The 19,181-nt window shown below is 69.7% G+C and carries 15 protein-coding genes and 1 pseudogene; 6 read left to right on the top strand and 10 right to left on the bottom strand.

Annotated elements, in window-relative coordinates; all coding sequences use genetic code 11:
• Positions 1 to 298 precede the first annotated feature (298 nt).
• Positions 299 to 3,514 (top strand): LamG-like jellyroll fold domain-containing protein, encoded by a 3,216-nt coding sequence (locus ACIBK3_RS04735; protein WP_399361845.1) that lies wholly within the window; start codon positions 299 to 301, stop codon positions 3,512 to 3,514.
• Between the two features lie 86 nt (positions 3,515 to 3,600).
• Here ACIBK3_RS04735 and ACIBK3_RS04730 read toward each other — a convergent pair.
• A pseudogene (locus ACIBK3_RS04730) lies at positions 3,601 to 3,803 on the bottom strand (carbohydrate kinase family protein); the annotation flags it as partial.
• 422 nt (positions 3,804 to 4,225) lie between these two features.
• Here ACIBK3_RS04730 and ACIBK3_RS04725 point away from each other — a divergent pair.
• The 4 genes from ACIBK3_RS04725 to ACIBK3_RS04710 all read left to right on the top strand — a co-directional run bounded on the left by ACIBK3_RS04725 (position 4,226) and on the right by ACIBK3_RS04710 (position 8,282).
• Complete coding sequence (locus ACIBK3_RS04725; RefSeq protein ID WP_399361844.1) at positions 4,226 to 5,275, top strand: ABC transporter ATP-binding protein; 1,050 nt, start codon at positions 4,226 to 4,228, stop codon at positions 5,273 to 5,275.
• A gap of 61 nt (positions 5,276 to 5,336) precedes the next feature.
• Positions 5,337 to 6,533: an ABC transporter substrate-binding protein gene (locus ACIBK3_RS04720; protein WP_399361842.1), complete on the top strand. Its 1,197-nt coding sequence runs from the start codon at positions 5,337 to 5,339 to the stop codon at positions 6,531 to 6,533.
• Positions 6,534 to 6,541: 8 nt separating this feature from the next.
• Entirely contained in the window at positions 6,542 to 7,450 is a 909-nt protein-coding gene (locus tag ACIBK3_RS04715) for an ABC transporter permease (RefSeq protein WP_399361840.1), read from the top strand.
• Between the two features lie 16 nt (positions 7,451 to 7,466).
• Positions 7,467 to 8,282, top strand: a complete 816-nt coding sequence (locus tag ACIBK3_RS04710; RefSeq protein ID WP_399361838.1) for an ABC transporter permease — start codon at positions 7,467 to 7,469, stop codon at positions 8,280 to 8,282.
• Positions 8,283 to 8,416: 134 nt separating this feature from the next.
• Here ACIBK3_RS04710 and ACIBK3_RS04705 read toward each other — a convergent pair whose 3' ends face one another.
• The 3 genes from ACIBK3_RS04705 to ACIBK3_RS04695 all read right to left on the bottom strand — a co-directional run bounded on the left by ACIBK3_RS04705 (position 8,417) and on the right by ACIBK3_RS04695 (position 11,880).
• Complete coding sequence (locus tag ACIBK3_RS04705; RefSeq protein ID WP_399361836.1) at positions 8,417 to 9,169, bottom strand: cache domain-containing protein; 753 nt, start codon at positions 9,167 to 9,169, stop codon at positions 8,417 to 8,419.
• On the bottom strand, positions 9,154 to 9,903 hold the full coding sequence (locus tag ACIBK3_RS04700) for a FadR/GntR family transcriptional regulator (RefSeq protein ID WP_399361834.1): 750 nt from the start codon (positions 9,901 to 9,903) through the stop codon (positions 9,154 to 9,156). Before ACIBK3_RS04700 ends, ACIBK3_RS04705 begins: the two co-directional genes overlap by 16 nt.
• A 297-nt stretch (positions 9,904 to 10,200) precedes the next feature.
• On the bottom strand, positions 10,201 to 11,880 hold the full coding sequence (locus ACIBK3_RS04695; protein WP_399361833.1) for an ABC transporter substrate-binding protein: 1,680 nt from the start codon (positions 11,878 to 11,880) through the stop codon (positions 10,201 to 10,203).
• Positions 11,881 to 11,912: 32 nt separating this feature from the next.
• Here ACIBK3_RS04695 and ACIBK3_RS04690 point away from each other — a divergent pair, with 32 nt between their 5' ends.
• Positions 11,913 to 12,113, top strand: coding sequence for a hypothetical protein (locus ACIBK3_RS04690; protein WP_399361831.1), 201 nt, complete (start codon positions 11,913 to 11,915; stop codon positions 12,111 to 12,113).
• A 52-nt stretch (positions 12,114 to 12,165) separates the two neighbouring features.
• On the opposite strand, the gene ACIBK3_RS04685 is transcribed toward ACIBK3_RS04690, so the two are convergent.
• The 6 genes from ACIBK3_RS04685 to ACIBK3_RS04660 all read right to left on the bottom strand — a co-directional run bounded on the left by ACIBK3_RS04685 (position 12,166) and on the right by ACIBK3_RS04660 (position 19,082).
• Positions 12,166 to 13,056, bottom strand: coding sequence for an ABC transporter ATP-binding protein (locus ACIBK3_RS04685; RefSeq protein WP_399361829.1), 891 nt, complete (start codon positions 13,054 to 13,056; stop codon positions 12,166 to 12,168).
• Positions 13,053 to 13,907, bottom strand: a complete 855-nt coding sequence (locus ACIBK3_RS04680) for an ABC transporter ATP-binding protein (protein WP_399361827.1) — start codon at positions 13,905 to 13,907, stop codon at positions 13,053 to 13,055. Before ACIBK3_RS04680 ends, ACIBK3_RS04685 begins: the two co-directional genes overlap by 4 nt.
• Positions 13,904 to 14,761: an ABC transporter permease gene (locus ACIBK3_RS04675; RefSeq protein ID WP_399361826.1), complete on the bottom strand. Its 858-nt coding sequence runs from the start codon at positions 14,759 to 14,761 to the stop codon at positions 13,904 to 13,906. Before ACIBK3_RS04675 ends, ACIBK3_RS04680 begins: the two co-directional genes overlap by 4 nt.
• The gene (locus tag ACIBK3_RS04670) at positions 14,758 to 15,756 is read right to left on the bottom strand and encodes an ABC transporter permease (protein WP_399361824.1); all 999 of its coding nucleotides are present in this window, start codon (positions 15,754 to 15,756) and stop codon (positions 14,758 to 14,760) included. The genes ACIBK3_RS04675 and ACIBK3_RS04670 overlap by 4 nt, the downstream gene beginning before the upstream one ends.
• A 133-nt stretch (positions 15,757 to 15,889) precedes the next feature.
• Positions 15,890 to 17,560, bottom strand: coding sequence for an amidohydrolase (locus tag ACIBK3_RS04665; protein ID WP_399361822.1), 1,671 nt, complete (start codon positions 17,558 to 17,560; stop codon positions 15,890 to 15,892).
• A gap of 40 nt (positions 17,561 to 17,600) precedes the next feature.
• Complete coding sequence (locus ACIBK3_RS04660; RefSeq protein ID WP_399361820.1) at positions 17,601 to 19,082, bottom strand: amidase family protein; 1,482 nt, start codon at positions 19,080 to 19,082, stop codon at positions 17,601 to 17,603.
• Between the last annotated feature and the right edge of the window lie 99 nt (positions 19,083 to 19,181).

Genomic DNA, 19,181 nt, shown 5'->3' with positions numbered 1-19,181 from the left:
CTCGCTCGCACAGGTGACCCGCATGGCCAGGGCCGTGCGGTGAGCTGACCGGACCACCCGGCCGCCCCGACGACAGCCGCCGCCGATCGCGGCGGCTGCCGGAGGCACGGACCGCCCGGTCGTCAGCTCTCACGGGCGGCCACAGGCAGCACCGACCGGCGTGGGGTCGTCCCGACCACCGGCCCCCGCCCTCGACGCGGAGCCATGTGGCAGCGGGCTGCATGACCCAAGGGGGATCCGCCTCACGGGGGCCGGAGCGGACCGGGACGTCCGCCCTGCAGAACAGGGGTATCACCGCATGAATCAACATCTTCACCGTCTCAGATCGCGGCTGAGAGCAAGGATCACGACGGTCGTCGCCTGCGCCGCGCTGTTCGCCGGCGGTCTGGTGGCCGCGACGGCGACCCCGGCCTCGGCCGCCCCGACCCTGGCCGGGCACTGGGCGCTGGACGAGGGCAGCGGCACCACGACCGCGGACTCCTCCGGCGCGGGCCACGGCGGCGCCCTCGGCTCGGGCGCCGGCTGGACCGCCGGGCAGGTCGGCTCGGGCGCCGTGACCGTCAACGGCACCTCGAACGGGGTCGTCGACATTCCTTCCCCCGTGGTCGACACCTCCGGCAGTTTCACCGTCTCCGCCTGGGTGAAGCTGAACAACACCGCCACCAACCAGACCGCCGTCAGCGTCGACGGCACCGCCATCAGCGGCTACTTCCTCCAGCTGAACGGCTCGACCGGCAAGTGGGCTTTCACGCGCCGCGCCTCGGACAGCACTTCGGCCGCCGAGACCCGCGCCGACGGCAAGGCCGTCGTGACCGCGAACACGTGGTACCACCTGGTGGGCGTGGACGACACCACGGCCGGCACGCTGAGCCTCTACGTCGACGGACAGGCCCAGAGCACGAGCGCGTACACCAGTGCCTGGCAGGCGGGCGGTCACACGCGGATCGGCCAGGGCCTGTGGGGCGGCAAGGCCACCGACTTCGTCAACGGCGCCGTGGACGACGTCCAGGTCTACTCCGGGGCGATGACCACCTCTCAGGTCACGGAGCTGGACCACACCGCGCACTGGGCGTTCGACGAGGGCAGCGGCACCACCGCCGCTGACTCCTCCGGCGCCGGCCGCACCGCCACCCTGGGCTCGGCCGCCACGTGGACCACCGGCCAGGTCGGCTCCGGCGCCCTGGCTCTGAACGGCACTTCGGCCGCGACGGCCGTGGCCTCCGGTCCGGCCGTGGACACCTCGCGGGGCTTCTCGGCCTCCGCGTGGGTCAAGCTCAACACCACCACGGGCTACCAGACCGCCCTGAGCATCGACGGCAGCAGCATCAGCGGCTTCTACCTGCAACTGAGCGGCACGACGCACAAGTTCGCCTTCACCCGCCGTGGTTCGGACAGCACCACGGCCACGGAGGTGCGCGCCGACGCCGGCTCCGTCCCGTCCACCGGTACCTGGTACCAGCTGACCGGTGTGGACGACGTGGCGGCCAAGCAGCTCCGGCTGTACGTCAACGGACAGCTGCAGAGCACCGTGTCCTACACCACCCCCTGGAAGGCCACCGGCAACACCGCCATCGGCCGCGGCAGGTGGAACGGCGCCGCGGTCGACTTCCTCAACGGCGCCGTTGACGACGTGCAGATGTTCGACCACGCTCTGACCGGCCCGGAGGTCGCCGCGGTCGCCGGCCTGAGCGGCGGGCAGCTGAACGTGGACGTTGCCAACCCCGCGCACAGCGTCCCGTCGGACTTCTTCGGCGTGATGACCGAGGACATCAACCACTCGGGCGAGGGCGGCCTGTACGCCGAGCTGATCCAGAACCGCTCGATGATGGCCAGCTCCACCACCCCCACCGCCTGGTCCGCCATCGGCGACTCCACCATCGCCCTGGACACCACCAACCCGCTCAACAGCGCCCTCACCCGGTCGCTGAAGGTGTCCGTCAACACCGCCTCCAGCAGCGCGCGGGCCGGGGTGGCCAACAGCGGCTTCTGGGGCATCCCGGTCAAGCCGGGGCAGACCTACACCGCCTCCCTGTACGCCAAGAGCGACGGCACCTTCACCGGCCCGCTCACCGTCGACGTGGAGTCCACCGGCGGCACCGTCTACGCCTCGGGCACCATCACCGGACTGACCACCTCCTGGCGGAAGTTCACCGTCGGCCTCACCGCCTCCAGCACCGCCCCCACCTCGGCGGCCAACCGGTTCGTGGTCTCGGCCACCAGCGGCTCCGGCTCCACCGTCTGGCTGGACCAGGTCTCCCTCTTCCCGCCCACCTACAACAACCGTCCCAACGGACTGCGCACCGACCTCATGCAGAAGATCACGGGTCTGAAGCCCGCGTTCCTCCGAGAGCCCGGCGGCAACTACCTCGAAGGCAACACCGTCCCCACCCGCTTCGCCTGGAAGAACACCGTCGGCCCGGTCGAACAGCGCCCCGGCCACCAGGACGACGCCTGGGGCTACTGGTCCACCGACGGTCTCGGCCTGCTCGAATACCTCGAATGGGCCGAGGACATGGGCTCCGAGCCCCTCCTGGCCGTGTACGCGGGCTACAACCTCGACGGCACCCACGTGCCCCTCGACCAGCTCGGCCCCTACGTCCAGGAAGCCCTGGACGAGATCGAGTACGCCACCGGCTCCACCAGCACCACCTGGGGCGCCCGCCGTGCCGCCGACGGCCACCCCGACCCGTTCACCATCCACTACGTCGAGATCGGCAACGAGGACTGGTTCGACAAGTCCGGCAGCTACGACGGCGACAACGGGCGCTTCGCCCAGTTCTACGACGCCATCAAGGCCAAGTACCCGTCGATGAAGTTCATCTCCACGATGAAGGTCACCGCCCGCACCCCGGACATCCAGGACGACCACTACTACAAGTCGGCCGCCTGGTTCAACGACCACTCGGGCTTCTACGACAACGCCACCCGGTCCACCACGACCAAGACGTTCGTCGGCGAGTGGGCCACACAGGAAGGCAAGCCCACCCCGAACATGAACGCCGCCCTCGGTGACGCCTCCTGGCTGGCGGGCATGCTCCGCAACTCCGACCAGGTCACCATGGAGGCCTACGCGCCACTGCTGGCCAACGTCAACAGCGTCCAGTGGAACACCAACCTCATCGGCTTCAACGCGCTGACCAGTTACGCCTCGCCGTCCTACTACGTGCAGCAGATGCTGGCCGACAACCAGGGCGACCGGGTGCTGCCCGCCTCCTTCGCGGGCACCAGCACCGTCAACACCGTGGTGACCCAGGACTCCACCACCGGCAAGATCTACATCACGCTGGTCAACCCGTCCTCCACGGCCCAGACCGTCAACATCAACCTCTCCGGTGCCGGCGCCCTGCCGTCCGCCGGCACCGCCACCACCCTGTCCTCCGGGAGCGCGACCGACACCAACACCATCTCCAACCCCAACAAGATCACCCCGAGCACCACGTCCATCAGCGGCGTCAGCTCGACGTTCGCCCGCTCGGTGCCGGCCTACTCCGTCACCGTCCTCGCCCTCGGCTGATCCGCTGAGGTCCCACTCGTCCCGCCGCGGGCACCGGCTCGCGGCGGGACGAGCCGTCCCCGCCGATCGCGGCCGCAGTCCTGGCTGCGCCCGCCAAGGTGTCCGAGGGCGGCGAGGCGGTGGAGCAGGCCCGCGGTGAAGGAGTCCCCGGCGCCGACGGTGTCCACAACGTCCACGGCCGGGGCTGGGACGGTGACGCGGAGGCCGTCGGGGGAGGCGGGGCGCCGCGCCCGCCGAAGGTGATGACGACGAGGCGCGCGCCGGCGGCGTGCCAGATGTCGCACCCCTCCCCGATGGAAGTTCAGCAGCGAGACGTACGAGCCTGATCGTCTGGCGCCGGTCCACCTCACGCCGCAGGGCCAGGTTCTCGCCGCGCGCCTGTTCCTTTCCGAAGCTCGGCAATCTCCGTGCGGCGCCGCTTCTTCCATCTGGTGCGTGCGCCGCTGTGGCCGTAGCGCAACGCGGTCGATCGGCCGCTCGTAGCGTCGCGGGTGTGTTCTCACTTCTCGTTGCATCCGGCTGGGCAGGAATGGACAGGCTGAAGAGGATTGCCAGCGTGATCACCGGAAGCTCGGCCTCCACCGGCAGGCTTTCCCGGGGTTCTTGTCGTTGGTGAAGTCTTTACCACGACCAGGCCTTGACCGTTGAAATATAAGTTCATATGTTTCCTGGATACCTCCCAGCGCCCGTAAAACCAGAAAGGTTCCGCCCATGCCCGGGGAAGGAACGGCCATCCGGCTGCAGAGCTTGAGCAAGTCTTTCGGCCAGGTGGAAGCGGTCTCCGGGGTGGATCTGGAGATCCGCGACGGAGAGTTCTTCTCCATGCTGGGTCCCTCGGGCTCCGGCAAGACCACCGTCCTGCGTATGATCGCCGGATTCGAGCCCAGCACCAGCGGAACCGTCGAGCTGGCGGGCAGGGACGTCACCCGCCTCGCGCCGTTCGAGCGGGACGTCAACACCGTTTTCCAGGACTACGCCCTGTTCCCGCACATGACGCTGGAACAGAACGTCGCGTACGGGCTCAAAATTCGCAAGGTACCCAAGGCGCAACGCCTGGAACGCGCCCGTGAGGCCCTGGCGAACGTACGCCTCGAAGGCTTCGGCAAGCGCCGCCCGTCCCAGCTGTCAGGCGGCCAGCGGCAGCGCGTCGCGCTCGCCCGCGCGCTGGTCAACCGCCCCAAGGTGCTGCTGCTCGACGAGCCGCTGGGTGCCCTGGACCTCAAACTCCGCGAGGAGATGCAGGTCGAGCTCAAGGCGTTGCAGCGGGAAGTCGGCATCACCTTCGTCTTCGTCACCCACGACCAGGACGAGGCGCTGACCATGAGCGACCGGATCGCGGTGTTCAACCAGGGCCGGATCGAGCAGGTCGGCACCCCGGCCGAGGTGTACGAACGCCCCGCCACAGCCTTCGTCGCGGGCTTTGTCGGCACGTCGAACCTGCTGACCGGCGAGGCGGCGCAGAAGGTGGTCGGCGCGGTCGGCACCTACAGCGTCCGCCCCGAGAAGATCCACCTCCTGCACAGCCCGGACGCCCTGGGCGCGGCCGAGGACGGGCACACCAGTGCCGTCGGCTCGGTCGCCGAGGTTGTCTATCTCGGCGACGCGACCCGTTTCATCGTCGACCTCGACGTCGGTGGCCGGCTCACCGCCCTGCAGCAGAACAAGGAGACCTCGTCCGACGAGGTCGCCGCCTACCGAGGCACCCGGGTCCGCCTGCAGTGGCAGGAGCGTCACAACTTCCGCGTTGCCGACCCGCAGTGAACTACCGGTCCCGGCACTTCCGTACGCCTTCCCTCGTTCCCGCGCCCACCACGGAGACATCGTGCGACTGACACGTACCCTCGGCTGTACCGCCGCCCTCGGTGCCCTTGCCCTGGCCACTGCCTGCGGCGGCTCCTCGACGTCCACCAACAGCGACGGCACCTTCACGCCGCCCCGACTGAATGCCCAGAAGACGCTCGGCAAGGGCGAGGGCGAGGTCAACCTGATCGCCTGGGCCGGCTATGCCGAGGACGGATCCAACGACAAGTCCGTCGACTGGGTCCACCCCTTCGAGAAGCAGACCGGCTGCAAGGTCAACACCAAGACGGCCGGAACCTCCGACGAGATGGTCAGCCTGATGAAGACCGGCCAGTACGACGCCGTCTCCGCCTCCGGCGACGCCTCGCTGCGCCTGATCGCCTCCGGTGACGCCGCTCCCGTCAACACCGGACTCGTTCCCAACTACAAGAACGTCTTCGCCAGCCTGAAGATGCAGAAGTGGAACTCCGTGGGACCGGTCGCCTACGGCATCCCGCACGGCCGGGGCGCCAACCTGCTGATGTACCGCACCGACAAGGTGTCCCCGGCCCCCACCTCCTGGTCCGCCGTGTTCGACAAGTCCTCCGCGTACAAGGGCCACGTCACCGCGTACGACTCGGCCATCTACATCGCCGACGCCGCCCTGTACCTGAGCAAGACCAAGCCCTCGCTGGGGATCAAGAACCCGTACGCGCTCGACCAGAAGCAGTTCGACGCGGCCGTGGCCCTGCTGAAGGAGCAGAACGCCAACGTCAGCGAGTACTGGAGCGACTACCTCAAGGAGATCTCCGCCTTCAAGAGCGGCGACTCGGTGGTCGGCACCACCTGGCAGGTCATCGCCAACCTTGCCCAGGGGGAGAAGGCGAAGGTCAAGGCCATCCTGCCGAGCGAGGGCGCGACCGGCTGGTCCGACACCTGGATGATCTCCGCCAAGGCCAAGCACCCCAACTGCGCCTACCAGTGGATGAACTGGATCGTCTCCCCGAAGGTCAACGCCGAGGTCGCCGAGTGGTTCGGCGAAGCTCCCGCCAACTCCAAGTCCTGCGCCCTGACATCGGACAAGAGCTTCTGCACCACGTACCACGCCGCCGACGAGACGTACTGGAAGCAGGTCCACTTCTGGACCACCCCGATCCAGCAGTGCCTCGACGGCCGCACAGACGTCAAGTGCGTGCCCTACGCCAAGTGGGTCCAGGCCTGGACCCAGATCAAGGGCTGAAAGATCCCATGACCGACACCGCGCCCGCGGCCGCTCCGGACCACGGCATCGAACCGGGTCCGGGCCGACGGCTCGCCGGGACCCTGCACCGCCACCCGCGCCTGCGGCTGTCCCTGCTGCTGGCCGCGCCGATGACCTGGCTCGTCGTCGCCTACCTGGGATCGCTGGCAGCCCTGTTCATGTCCGCCTTCTGGACCACCGACCCGTTCACCTCGGATGTGGTCAAGACCTGGACGCCGGACAACTTCAAGGCGCTCTTCACCACCGACGTCTACCGCGACGTGGCGCTGCGCAGCATCGGCGTCGCCCTCGCTGTCACCGTCATCGACGTTCTGATCGCCTTCCCCGTCGCCTTCTACACCGCCCGGGTCGCCAAGCCCAGGTACCGCCCCCTGCTGGTGGTCGCCGTGCTCACCCCGCTGTGGGCGAGCTACCTGGTCAAGGCGTACGCCTGGCGGATCATCCTGTCCGAGGGCGGGCTGCTGGACTGGGCGCTCGGGCCCTTGGGCGCCGACGGGCCGGGATACGGGCTGCCCGCGGTCATCATGGTGCTGTCCTACCTCTGGCTGCCCTACATGATCCTGCCGATCCATGCCGGGCTGGAACAGCTTCCCGCCAACCTCCTGGACGCCTCCGCGGACCTGGGTGCCCGCACCTGGCGGACCTTCCTGTCGGTAGTGGTACCGATGGTGTTCCCGTCGATCGCCGCGGGGTCCGTCTTCACCTTCTCGCTCAGCCTCGGCGACTACATCGCCGTGCAGATCGTCGGCGGCAAGACCCAGCTCATCGGCAACCTGGTCTACTCCAACATCACGCTCGACCTGCCCCTGGCCGCCGCGCTCGGCACCGTACCCGTGGTCGTCATCGTGCTCTACCTGCTCGCAGTGCGCCGCAGCGGCGCACTGGCCGCGCTGTGAGGACCCTGAGGAAAGCATGCAACTCTCCCGTCTCGCACGCACGGCCCTGCGTGCGACCGCGGCCATCGGCTTCGCGATCATCTACCTACCGCTGCTGCTGGTCCTGGCCAACTCATTCAACATCGACAAGACGTTCGGCTGGCCGCCTTCCGGCTTCACCCTGCGCTGGTGGGGCAACGCCTGGCACAGTTCCGGCGCACGGGACGCCCTGTGGACTTCGGTCAAGGCCGGCCTCGGCGCCACGGCGATCGCGCTGGTGCTGGGCACGCTGATCGCGTTCGCCGTACAGCGTTACAGGTTCTTCGGCCGGGACAGCATCTCCTTCCTGGTGGTGCTGCCGATCGCGCTGCCCGGCATCGTCACCGGCGTGGCCCTCAACACCGCCTTCCGTGCGGTCCTCGAACCGCTCGGCGTGGGCCTCGGCCTCTTCACCGTCATCGTCGGCCATGCCACCTTCTGCGTCGTCGTGGTCTTCAACAACGTCGTCGCGCGGCTGCGCCGGATGTCCGGCTCGTACGAGGAAGCCGCCGCCGACCTGGGCGCGGACACCTTCCAGACGTTCCGCGACATCACCTTCCCCTTGGTGCGCTCCGCTCTGGTGGCGGGCGGGCTACTCGCCTTCGCACTCTCCTTCGACGAGATCGTGGTCACCACGTTCACCGCCGGGCCCGGCGTCCAGACCCTCCCGGTCTGGATCTTCTCCAACATGGCCCGGCCGCAGCAGGCGCCGGTGGTCAACGTCGTCGCCGCCGTGCTGGTGCTGCTGTCCGTCATCCCCGTCTACCTGGCCCAGCGGCTGTCGTCCGACGCGGCCTCCGGCGGCAGGATCTGAAGCAATGGGCGAGGAACCGCGGAGATGCCGCACGGCGGCTTCAAGAAGTCCGGCCATGGCAAGGATCCGGCCATGGCAAGGATCCGTCCGCGTACGACTTCGAGGACCGCACCCGCATCAGGCATGTCGTGACGTCACCGGGCGCGTGACGCTCGCGCCGCCGTTACGAGCACCAGGGGGATCGCCCCGCACGGGTGCAGTACCACCTCGCCCCGCGCGGCAGCCGTGTCGAGGTCCCTGACCAGGGAGCCCGCAAGCTGAGTCGCGGTATTGGACGCGGTGACCCGGCCGCGCGGATTGACCAGGAACGCGGGGCCCTCGATGCGGCGCAGCGCGGGGCCGACAGCGGCCTCGAAGTGGCGCAGGTACACGTCGGCGGCGGCCACACCCGCGAACGCGCCGTCCACGACCACCGGTGCCGCAAGGGTGAGGCTGTACTCGTCGGAGCACAGATAGTCGACGTACGGCCCGGACACGGCGCGCTGCCCGGTGGTCCGGGGCAGGGCGAACCAGTCCCAGGCGGTGTAGTCCGAGAACGCGGAGGTGTCCGGGTCCAGCTCCAGCAGCATGGGCTGGACCTCGCCATCGGCCCTCGTCTGCCACCATTCCAGCCAGGCGGGCACGTCGCCGAGCAGGCCTGGTTCGGCGATGAAGCCGGTGCCGGAGATCAGCTTGGCCTCGCGGACGAGCTGTTCGCGCAGCAGCGGCTGGAGCCGGGCCAGGTCGGCCGAGGTGGGGCGCCGTCCCCGCCGATTGATGTGCGCCAGCAGGGTGGCGGTCTGTTCGCAGGTCTGCTGGACGGTGGTGAAGACACGCTCCAGCAGGCCGCTGACCCGGACGACCGCCTCGGCGACGGTGTCGCCGTCGGTGCTCAGTGTGCTTGCCATGTCTCGTCCAGTCGCAGTTCTATGAGGTGCCGCACCGCGTCGCGAACGTGCTCCTCGGCCAGCGTACGAGCCTGTAGTCCGTCACCGGCCCTGATGGCGTCGAAAAGGGCCCGGTGCTGCGCGTCGGCGGTCCGGTGGAATGTCGCTTGGCTGAATGGCAGACACAGTAGTGGGCCGATTTCGGTCTGGAAACGGATCTCCTCGCGGGTCAGCCGGGAGGACTGGGCGGCGGCGGCGATCTCCACATGGAAGCGGCCGTCGATGCGGCCTCGCGCGGCGGAGTCGACGGCGTCGGCGAATTCCCGCAGGGAACGGTTGGGGGCTTCCAGGTCGTGCTTGTCCGCGCGCTCGGCGGCGAGCCGGGCGGTGCCTCCGGCGACGGCGGCATAGTGGTCACTGAGGTCGCGCAGCTCCTCCGTGGTGTGGGCTTGCAGCCGCTGCCGCAGGCGGTCGTGCAGATCGTCGACAGACGCGCGGACGAAGGTCCCGCCGCCCCGGCCACGCCTTGTGGTGACGAGGCCCTGCTGCCGCAGGGCCATCAATGCCTCGCGCAGACTCACGGTGGAGACGCCGAGCCGCTCGGCGAGGTCGCTCTCACCGGGCAGCTGCTCGCCGTCCGTCAGCAGCCCCAAGGCGATCGCGTCGCCCAGGCGCCTGACGACGGCCTCGACCCTCGCTTCCGTGTCAAGCGGAGCGAAGATCGCACGGCGGGCAGCACTGGAGAGTCGGTTCACGGCTGTTCCGTCGTCCTTCCGATCGGTGCCGCGGGGGCTCATCTGGGGGCTCGTTCGGGGGCTCATCTCATCACAGAACGGTTTCACAGATCGCCGAGCATTGCTATGACCTATGGATTCACATTTCTACGCCAACCCGCGCCCACGTTCCCCTGAGCCCTGCGGGAGGCCCCCGTTGTGCCACCCGGGGCGGCGGTCAGCGGACTGTCGCGCCGGGCGGCGTCGTGGAGTACCTGGTCCAGGTCGCCCGCAGCCTGTCAGGCGCCCGGCGAGGAGGGGCATCGCGTCGCACCTGCGTCATTTGGTTGCCCCCAGCTGCTGCGCCCAGGGGTAGTACCAGTTCACGAAGGAAGCCGGCGGGCCCGTCACGCTGTCGTCCAAGTACAGGACATTGGCCACGTCCACCACGGGAATCCACGGCAGCCGGTCGAACAGCCGCTTGTCGGCTTGGGTGAGAAGCTCATCGCGCTTGCCCACGTTCCCTTCCGCGCCCGCCTGCTGGATCAGCTTGCTCGCCCCGCCGTCCGCGAACTGCGAGTAGTTCGAGGGGTCCTCGGGGCTCGCCCACACCGAGAACTGTGCCTGTGGGTCGGCGACGGGAAGGTTCCACTGCGAGCCGAAGGCGTCGGCGCCGGTGCTGCGCCAGCCCTGCGGGCCGGAGAAGAGGTCGTAGAACTGCCCGACGGTCACGGGCTTGTAGGTCGCGTCGAGGCCGATCTTCCGCGCCGCCTCAGCGATGGCCTGCAGGGTCTGGGTGAGGGAGTCGCTGATGGCGGGAGCTCCCGCGAGGACGATCTTCCCCTTGGGGGATCCGGCTTCCTTCACGAGCTTCTTGGCCTGCGCGATCTCGTCCGCGCTTCCTCCGGTGCCGTCGCTCTTCGTCGCCTTGACCGGCCCGTACGCGTCGGCGGGAAGCATGCCGCGGGAGGCGACCGCGCCGCCGCCGAAGGCGGTGCGGGCGACCGCGCTCCTGTTCAGCGCCAGGAACAGGGCCTGCCGGATACGCGGGTCCCGCAGCGGGCCGGCCTTCGTGGTGGGGACGAGGTAGAACGAGAGCAGGGACTTGCCGTAGTACACCTTGCCGTGATCGCCGAGCCGGCCAAGGGCGGAGGCCGGCGGCTGGTACATGCCCTGGATCGCACCGCCGGTGAGCGCCCGGGTCTGCGAGCTGTCGCCCTGCAGGAAGCTGAACACCACCTGACGGGTCTTGGCCGTGAGGCCGCGCCAGTAGTTCTCGTTGCGCTCGAGCGTCAGTTTGGACCCCGTCTGCCAGGACTTGAACGTGTACGGCCCGGAGCACATCGGCGGAACGCTCGGCTTCCCGTAGTCGGGATGAGCCTTGGAGTACCGCGCCTCGACCACGGAGCCGGCGAAGGTCGCCATCATCTTCTGGAAGAGGAGATCGGGGTGCTTCAGGTCGACGGCGACCCCACGGGGCCCGGTCGCCTTGATGCCGGTGACGGCGGCGAAGTACTGGCTGTAGACGGGCGCCTGCTGGGACGGCGGGTGCCAGGCCCGGGTCAGGCTGAAGGCCGCGTCTGCGCCGGTGACCGGTTGTCCGTCCCAGAAGCGTGCCTTGGCGTCGATGGAGTACACCAGCCGCTTCCCGCCGTTCTCGACCTTCAGCGACGCGAGGCCGTCACTGATCGAGAAGTCGGGGTTCAGCGTCTGCAGGCTCTCGCACATGTTGGACAGCACCTCGTTGACCCCGTAGTTGCCCGCCTGCTGGGGGTCCAGCGTCGTGGGCTCCAGGATGAGGTTCCAGTTCACGGTGTCGAGGTTTCCGGCCGCCCGGGGGGTGGTGGTGGTCCAGCCCCGGCTGCCGGCGGCCTTCTCCGGGGAGGCGGTCCCGCCACCGCAGGCGGTGACGAGGGCCAGGGCGGCCGCCACAGTCGCCACCTGGACGGTCCGCCGCCGCTGTGCGTCGGACGGCGTGCGGTGGCGGTCGCGGCGTGATGGACGGAACGGTAGCGACATGAAAGATCCCTTTCGAGGAGATCGGGCCGACGATGGTGGCGCGTGGCTTCCGGCCCGGACGCGGTCGCCGAGGCGTCATATTCAGCCACCCCGCGTTCATGGTCATAGGCGGCAAGGGGGACGATTCTGCGGTGTGGAAGATGCGTCCGAAGAGCAGGGCGCAGCGTGTGCTGCGGGTGGTCGGCGCGGTGGGGGGCATCACCGGGCAACCGGTACGGGAGCGGACGGTGTGAGAGAGGACGTCGGACGACGGTGAGGGGCGCGGTGGCGGACGGTCCGGCGGCGTCAGGCCGGGATCGGCGGGCTGTCATCCGTGGGACGTCGGACCGGTTTCCAGCCCGGCCGGGGGACGGAGTCGCGCAGGAGACGGGTGTAGGGGTGCTCCGGGTGGTCCAGGACCTCCTCGGCACGCCCGTGCTCCACCACGCGGCCGGACCTCATGACCAGCACGTCGTCGGCGACCTGCCGCACGACCGCCAGGTCGTGGGTGACGAACAGGTAGCTGACGTTCGTCTGCTCCTGGACGTCCGCCAGCAGGTTGAGGACCTGCGCCTGGACGAGCACGTCCAGCGCGGCGACGGCCTCGTCCAGGACGATCGCGCGCGGGTTCGTGGCGAGCGCGCGGGCGATGCACACGCGCTGTCGCTGGCCGCCCGACAGTTCGCGGGGCAGGGCGTCGAGCAGGGCGGGGGCCAGCCGCACCAGCTCGAACAGCTCGGCCGTCCGGGCTCTGGCGTCCTGGTGGCTGAGGCCGAAGTGGAGGCGCAGGACCTCGTCGACGGCGGCGCCCACGCTCTGACGGGGATCGAGAGAGCGGTAGGGATTCTGGAAGACCATCTGGATCACCCGGGCGTGGGCTCGCCGGTCGCGTGTCCGCATCCGCTGCGGCTGCGTCCTGCCGAAGAACTCGACGGAACCGCTCGTCGGTGTCTCGAGCCCCATGATCATCCTGGCCAGGGTGGTCTTGCCGGACCCCGACTCACCGACGACGGCGAGCGTCGAACCGGCCACCAGGGCGAACGAGACCCCGTCCACCGCGACGACCGGCTGCCCGGCGTTCAGGAGACCACGGGGCTGGAAGGTCTTGCGGAGGTCCCGGACCCGTACGACGGGAGTGGTCGCGTTCCCCGGGTCGGCGACTGGTTCCTGTGATCCCTGCGATTCCTGACCGATCACTGGGCAGCCCAGCCTTCCTCGAACGCGCCGGCCGGGACCGCCGGCAGCCGGTGGCGGCGGCGCGTGATGTCCGGGCGGCAGGCGAGCAACGCTTCGGTGTACGGGTGTGAGATCTTGCCGCCGTGCAGTTGCGCCGGCGTCAGCTCCTCGACGATCCGGCCCTTGTACATCACCAGGATGCGGTCGCAGAGGGCCCCGACGAGCTCGATGTCGTGAGTGATGAAGACGAGCGCCGCGTCGCGTTCGCGCCGCAGATCGGTGATCAGGGCGACGACCTCGGCCTGCGTCGTGACGTCGAGTGCTGTCGTGGGCTCGTCCGCGAGCAGCAGGCGCGGATCGCGCAGGAGAGCCGCCGCGATCATCACGCGCTGCAGCATGCCGCCGGAGAGTTCGTGCGGGAAACAGCCGAGGATTCGCGCCGGATCCTTGATGCGCACCTGGTGGAGCAGTTCCAGGGCGCGGGCGGTCGCGTCCCGCCGTTGCTTGCGGCTGTCCTTCCGGTAGGTCTCGGTGAGGAAGTCGCCGATGCGGTGGACCGGGTTGACCGCCGCGTGCGGATCCTGGAACACCATGCCGACGTGGTCGCGGCGCAGTCGCATCAGCTCGCGAGGCGTCATCGCGGGGACGGACTGTCCGTCGAACCGTATGTCGCCGTCGATCTTCGCGCCCGGAGGGTGCAGTGCGGCGACCGCCCGGATCGTCAGGGTCTTGCCCGAGCCCGACTCACCGACGATTCCGACTGCTTCCCCGGCGCCCACGGCGAACGAGACGCCATGCAGGATTTCCTGTTCCTGTGCACCCCGGCCGCCGACGGTCAGGCGGAGGTCGTCCACTTCGAGCAGCGGAGTCATCGGCGGCCTCCGTTGATTCGTTCGGACAGGAGGTCACCGAGGCTGAGGAAGCACACGACGGCCAGGACGAGGACGATCCCGGCGTAGAGGGATTCCTGGGGGAAGCCGCGGACGATGCTGCCCTGCCCCGTGTTGATCATCTCGCCCCAGTCGGCGGTGGGGTCCTGCACACCGAGACCGAGGAACGATATGCCCGCCAACTCGACCATCGCGTAGCCGAAGGACATGGTCACCTGCGCGACGATCACCGGCCACAGATTGGGCAGGACATGACGGACACACAGTCTGACCGTCCCGAATCCCTGGGTGTACAGGGCTTGTACGTACGGCTCGTTCACCTCACGCAGCGCGGTGGAGCGGACCAGCCGTCCAATGGCCGGGACGAAGGCGATGGAGACCGCGAGCGCGGCCGAGAACAGACCCGGGGACATGACCGTGACGAACAGCAGGGCCAGCAGCATCGAAGGGAAGGAGAACACCAGGTCGAAGAGGCGGCCGATCAGGGAATCGGCCCATCCCCGGTTCCAGGCGGCGAGGATGCCGAGAGCCGTTCCCGCGGACGTGGCGACCAGGACGACCACGAGCGGGCCGAGCAGCGCGGTCCGTGAGCCGAACACCAGACGCGAGAACAGGTCGCGGCCGGATGCGTCGGTGCCGAGCCAGTGCTCCGACGACGAGGGCTGCAGGACCGAGAGGACGTCTCCCGTGTTCGGATCCTGGGGGGCGATCAGTGGCGCGCACACGGCGAGAAGAACCAGCAGCACGGCGAACGCGCCGAAGCACCGGATCGCCGTCGTCGCGCCGCCGCCCGAGCCGCGCAGGAGCCGGGACCGGGCCGGCACGAGCGCGCTCACGGGGTTCCGCCCTTGCGCGTGCGCGGGTCGATGACGCCGTACAGGAGATCGACGAAGGCGTTCACCAGGAGGAACGCGGTGATGACCAGGATGCTCGTGCTCTGCACGACGGCGTAGTCCTTCCGGGTGATGGCCTGGACGAGTAGCGAGCCCACCCCGTCAAGGCCGAAGGCGTTCTCGACGATCACCGTCCCGCCGATGAGGCCGGCGGTGACGATGCCGGCGATCGTCGTGATCGGCAGCAGCGCGTTGCGTATGACGTGCCGGCGCAGAACGGTTCGCGGGTCCAGTCCTCGCGCGAGGGCGGTGGTCACGTGGTCCCGGCGTTCCTCGTCCTTGACGGCGGCCCGGGTCACCCGGGCGATCGCGGCGCTGCTCGACAGGGCGAGCGTGACGGCGGGCAGGGTCAGGTGGTGAAGGCGTCCGAGCAGGCCGTCCCCGCTGCCGAAGACGGGGAACCAGTTGAGGTAGAGCGAGAAGAACGTGATGAGGACGATCGCGATCACGTAGGTCGGTGCGGCCAGGGCCGCGGACAGCAGGACGGAGATGCCGGTGTCGGCCGTTCGGCCCGCGCGGGCCGAGACAAGCCCCAGCGCGAATCCGATGACGAGGACCAGGAGACCTCCGTAGACCACCAGCAGGGCGGTGGTGGGGATCCGTGCGGCGATCAGCGACGAGACGTTCTCCCGGAAGACGAACGAGGTGCCGAGGTTCCCGTGTAGGAGTCCGGTGAGCCAGTGCCCGTACTGGACGAGGAGCGGCTGGTCGAAGTGGTACTGCGCGTTCAGGCGCCGGACCGCCTCCGGGTCTCCGGCTTTGCTGCCGAGCATGATCTCGACCGGGTTGCCCGGTGCGAGCTGCAGCGCTGTGAAGATCAGGAAACTCGCCGCGAGAAGCGTGAGCGCCATCTGGGCGAGGCGGCTCGCCACTGTCACGAGCACCCCGGTCCACTGCCTGCCGGCGGAGCGCGGCAGGCTGTGTTCGACGATCGCCAAGACTCCTCCTCTGAGTCGACCCGTGAGCGGTTGCTGCACCATAGGCGTTTTTCAGACATCGGACCGATGCGAAGGCCTCGGATTCTGCGGCGTGGAAAGCGGCGTCGCCGCGCACCGGCGGCACCCCCGGGCGTCACTCACGCCGGTACACACACCGGCCGCCGAGCCAGGTGCTGACGACCACCGTCTCCGCGATCTCGTGCCGTGGTCCCAGGAACGGATCACGGTCGAGGAGCACCAGGTCGGCCAGGTACCCCGGCTCGAGCCGGCCGGTCTGCCGCTCGCGGCTGTTGAGGTGGGCGACCCCGTGGGTGTAGGCGTCCCACGCCACGACCAGGGGGAGGCGCTGCCGTGGGATGAACGGCTCGGTGTCGGACGGCGCGTGCTCGGCCGTGCGGTTGACGGCGACGTGCATGCCTTCCAGGGGACTGGCGCTGCTGACCGGCCAGTCGCTGCCGCCCGCCAGCACGGCGCCGGCGCGGTGCAGGTCCAGGAACGGGTACTGGCGGTCCACGAGGGCCGGGTCCAGGAACGGGATGGTCAGCTCCGTCATCTGCGGGTCGTAACGGGCCCAGAGTGGCTGGATGTTGGCGACCGCCCCGAGCCGGGCGAAACGCGGCACGTCCTCGGGCCGCACGATCTGCAGATGGGCCACGTGGTGGCGGATGCCCGAGCTGCCGTTGACCCGCCGAGCGTGGGCCACCGCGTCCAGGGCGTCCGTCACCGCCTGGTCCCCGATCGCGTGGAAGTGCGCCTGGAAGCCGTGGGCGTCCACGGTCGCGACGACGTCCCCCAGCACGCCACGGTCGATGAAGCTGAGTCCGCGGTTGCCGGTCTCATGCCCGCAGCGATCCCGGTACGGCCGGCTCAGCGAGGCGGTGAAGTTCTCCGCGACCCCGTCAAGCATGATCTTGACCGCGTCGGCCCGGAAGAGGTCGTCCTGGCCTCGGTCGTCATCGCCCCGGTCGTCGTGGCCCCGCGCACGTTCCCGGCGGGCCACGAGGTCGGCGATCTGGTCGGGGCCGCGGTCGCGGTCCCACCACAGGGCACCGGTGACCCGCGCCTTCAACCCGCCGTCGGCCAGCGCGTCCACGTAGACGTCCATCGCGTCGAGGCCGGGGCCCATCACGCGCAGGAGGGCGTCCTGCCATTGTGTGATCCCCTGTGCCAGGCAGTGCTCCTGGCCGCGCAGCAGGCCCTGGCGCAGGCCGTGGCGTGTGGGCGGTGGCGCCACCTTCGTCACCAGGTGTGCCGCGCCTTCGTGCAGCGTGCCCGCGGGGCTGCCGTCCGGGTCCCTCTCGATACGGCCGTCCCGCGGATCGGCCGTGTTCGCGTCGATGCCGGCGATTTCGAGCGCGCGGGAGTTGGCCCAGGCGCCGTGGTGGTCACGGTTGCGCAGGAACACGGGGCGGTCGGGCACGAGGCGGTCGAGGAGACTCTTGTGGGGGGTGCCCCCGGGGAAGTGCCCCATGGACCACCCGCCGCCGAGGATCCAGGCCTCGTCCGGATGGTCCGCGGCATAGGCCGCGATGGCCTCCAGGCACTCCTCGGCGGACGTGCAGTGGTCCAGGTGGCACTGCCCGAGCTCCATTCCCCCCACGATCGGGTGCAGATGCGCGTCGCCGAAGGCCGGGCTGATGAGGCCGCCGCCGGCGTCCACGATCTCGGCGGCCGGGCCCGCCGCGTCGACGACGTCGCTGTCGGGCCCGACGGCGACGATGCGCCCGTTCCGCACGGCCACCCCACCGGGCCGGGTGCCGACTCCGGTGACGTAGCGGCGACCGTTGACGAAGGCGATGCTCATGGGCTCTCCTCGGGCCGGCAGCGGGTGCCTGGCGTTGCGTTCATGCGGGTGTCCCGCCGAGCGGCGGCACGGTGAAGCCGCCGACGCTCTCGGAGATCAGGCGGGCCGCGGCGATGGCGCTGCGGTCGTGGCACCCGGCGGCGACGACCTGCATGCCGACCGGCAGCCCGTGCCGGTCGAGCCCGATGGGCGTCGAGACGGCCGGAAGGCCGAGCACTCCCACCGCGCCGCACCAGCGCGTCAGTGCCGGGCGCCACGGATGGTGTTCGCCGTTCAGCTCGAAGTGCCTGGCCCAGACCGGCTCGCTGTGGTCGTGCGGGAGAGCGGTCGTCATGACCGTGGGGGTGACGACGACGTCGTACTCGTCGAACAGCTCCTGCCATCCCTGAAGCAGCATCAGGCGCTGTCGGTGCAGGGACAGCCATTCCCGGTGTGTGAGGCCCAGCGCGCGGTGGTGCAGCCCGGCCATGGGCGACTCCGTGCGCAGCTGCCGTATTCCGCGGCGCAGCTCCTCGAAGCCCGCGTCGCCGGTGCCGCCACCGACGTCCGCCATGAAGAGCAGTTCGAAAAGCTCCCCGAGTTGATCGAGGCCGCCCGGCGGCAGTACGCCGTACCTGACATGGGCGCCGTCGCCCTCGAGAGCGCGACAGGCCGTGTGCAGTACCTCGAGTGTCGCCGGGTCGACTGCTGTCACGGGGTCGTCGAACCAGGCGAGCACGCGCAGTTCCCGGTGTGCCGTGAACGGCGCGTTCGGCAGGTACGGTCTGAGACCGCCGCGATCGTCCCGGGGCGTGGTGAGCACGGTCAGGGCGAGGTCCAGATCATCGGCGCCCCGGGCCAGCGGACCGCACACGGCGACGTCCGGCACGGTCAGGTCCGCCCCTTCGGCGTCGTCCGGATGCGGAACACCTCCTTGCGTCGGCACGACGCCCCAGGTGGGCTTCAGGCCGTGAACGCCGCACCAGGCGGCCGGGATGCGGATGGAGCCGCCCATGTCGCTGCCGAGGTCGAGCGCGGTCATCCCGGCCGCCACCGCCGCCGCCGAGCCGCCCGACGAGCCGCCGGAGGTGCGCTCGCGGTCCCAGGGGTTACGGGTGGTGCCGTGCAGCGCGTTGTAGGCCTGCCCGTCGGCGGCGAACTCGGGCAGGTTCGAGCGGCCGAAGACGATGGCGCCCGCGCTTCGCAACCGGGCGACCGCCTCGGCGTCATCCTCGGGTATGAAGTCCCGCAGGCTCTCGGATCCGTAGGTCGAGGGGACGCCCCGGACCTTCTGGTCGTGCTTGACGGTGATCGGCAAACCGTGCAGAGGGCCCGTCGGGCCGCCCGCGCGGCGCATCTCGTCGGCCAGGCGGGCTTCGGCCAGTGCCCGGTCCGCGTCGAGGGTCACGATCGCGTTGACCCAGGGATGGGCCGCGATCCGGTCCAGATACGCCCGGACCAGTTCGACGCTGGAGAACTCACCGCGTCGCAGGCCTGCAAGGGTCTGTGTCGCGGTCGCGAACTCGATCGGTCCTGTGTCCATGGATGGCGTCGCCTGCCTGCTGATGGTCTTCGGGGGTGCCCCCGTGTCGGATGTCTGGGAACGGTATGCCGCAGAAACGGACGCGCCTGCGACGGATAT

Origin of the sequence: Streptomyces sp. NPDC050287 (assembly GCF_044459385.1) — a bacterium.
Classification (GTDB): Bacteria; Actinomycetota; Actinomycetes; order Streptomycetales; family Streptomycetaceae; genus Streptomyces.
This window is presented reverse-complemented; position numbering and strand designations above follow the sequence as displayed.

What these genes read in the sequence shown, in the direction of transcription:
- ACIBK3_RS04705 (WP_399361836.1), bottom strand. Translation starts at nt 9,169, where the DNA reads ATGGCAAGCACACTGAGCACCGACGGCGACACCGTCGCCGAGGCGGTC.
- ACIBK3_RS04710 (WP_399361838.1), top strand. Translation starts at nt 7,467, where the DNA reads ATGCAACTCTCCCGTCTCGCACGCACGGCCCTGCGTGCGACCGCGGCC.
- ACIBK3_RS04665 (WP_399361822.1), bottom strand. Translation starts at nt 17,560, where the DNA reads ATGAGCATCGCCTTCGTCAACGGTCGCCGCTACGTCACCGGAGTCGGC.
- ACIBK3_RS04660 (WP_399361820.1), bottom strand. Translation starts at nt 19,082, where the DNA reads ATGGACACAGGACCGATCGAGTTCGCGACCGCGACACAGACCCTTGCA.
- ACIBK3_RS04725 (WP_399361844.1), top strand. Translation starts at nt 4,226, where the DNA reads ATGCCCGGGGAAGGAACGGCCATCCGGCTGCAGAGCTTGAGCAAGTCT.
- ACIBK3_RS04695 (WP_399361833.1), bottom strand. Translation starts at nt 11,880, where the DNA reads ATGTCGCTACCGTTCCGTCCATCACGCCGCGACCGCCACCGCACGCCG.
- ACIBK3_RS04735 (WP_399361845.1), top strand. Translation starts at nt 299, where the DNA reads ATGAATCAACATCTTCACCGTCTCAGATCGCGGCTGAGAGCAAGGATC.
- ACIBK3_RS04680 (WP_399361827.1), bottom strand. Translation starts at nt 13,907, where the DNA reads ATGACTCCGCTGCTCGAAGTGGACGACCTCCGCCTGACCGTCGGCGGC.
- ACIBK3_RS04690 (WP_399361831.1), top strand. Translation starts at nt 11,913, where the DNA reads ATGGTGGCGCGTGGCTTCCGGCCCGGACGCGGTCGCCGAGGCGTCATA.
- ACIBK3_RS04715 (WP_399361840.1), top strand. Translation starts at nt 6,542, where the DNA reads ATGACCGACACCGCGCCCGCGGCCGCTCCGGACCACGGCATCGAACCG.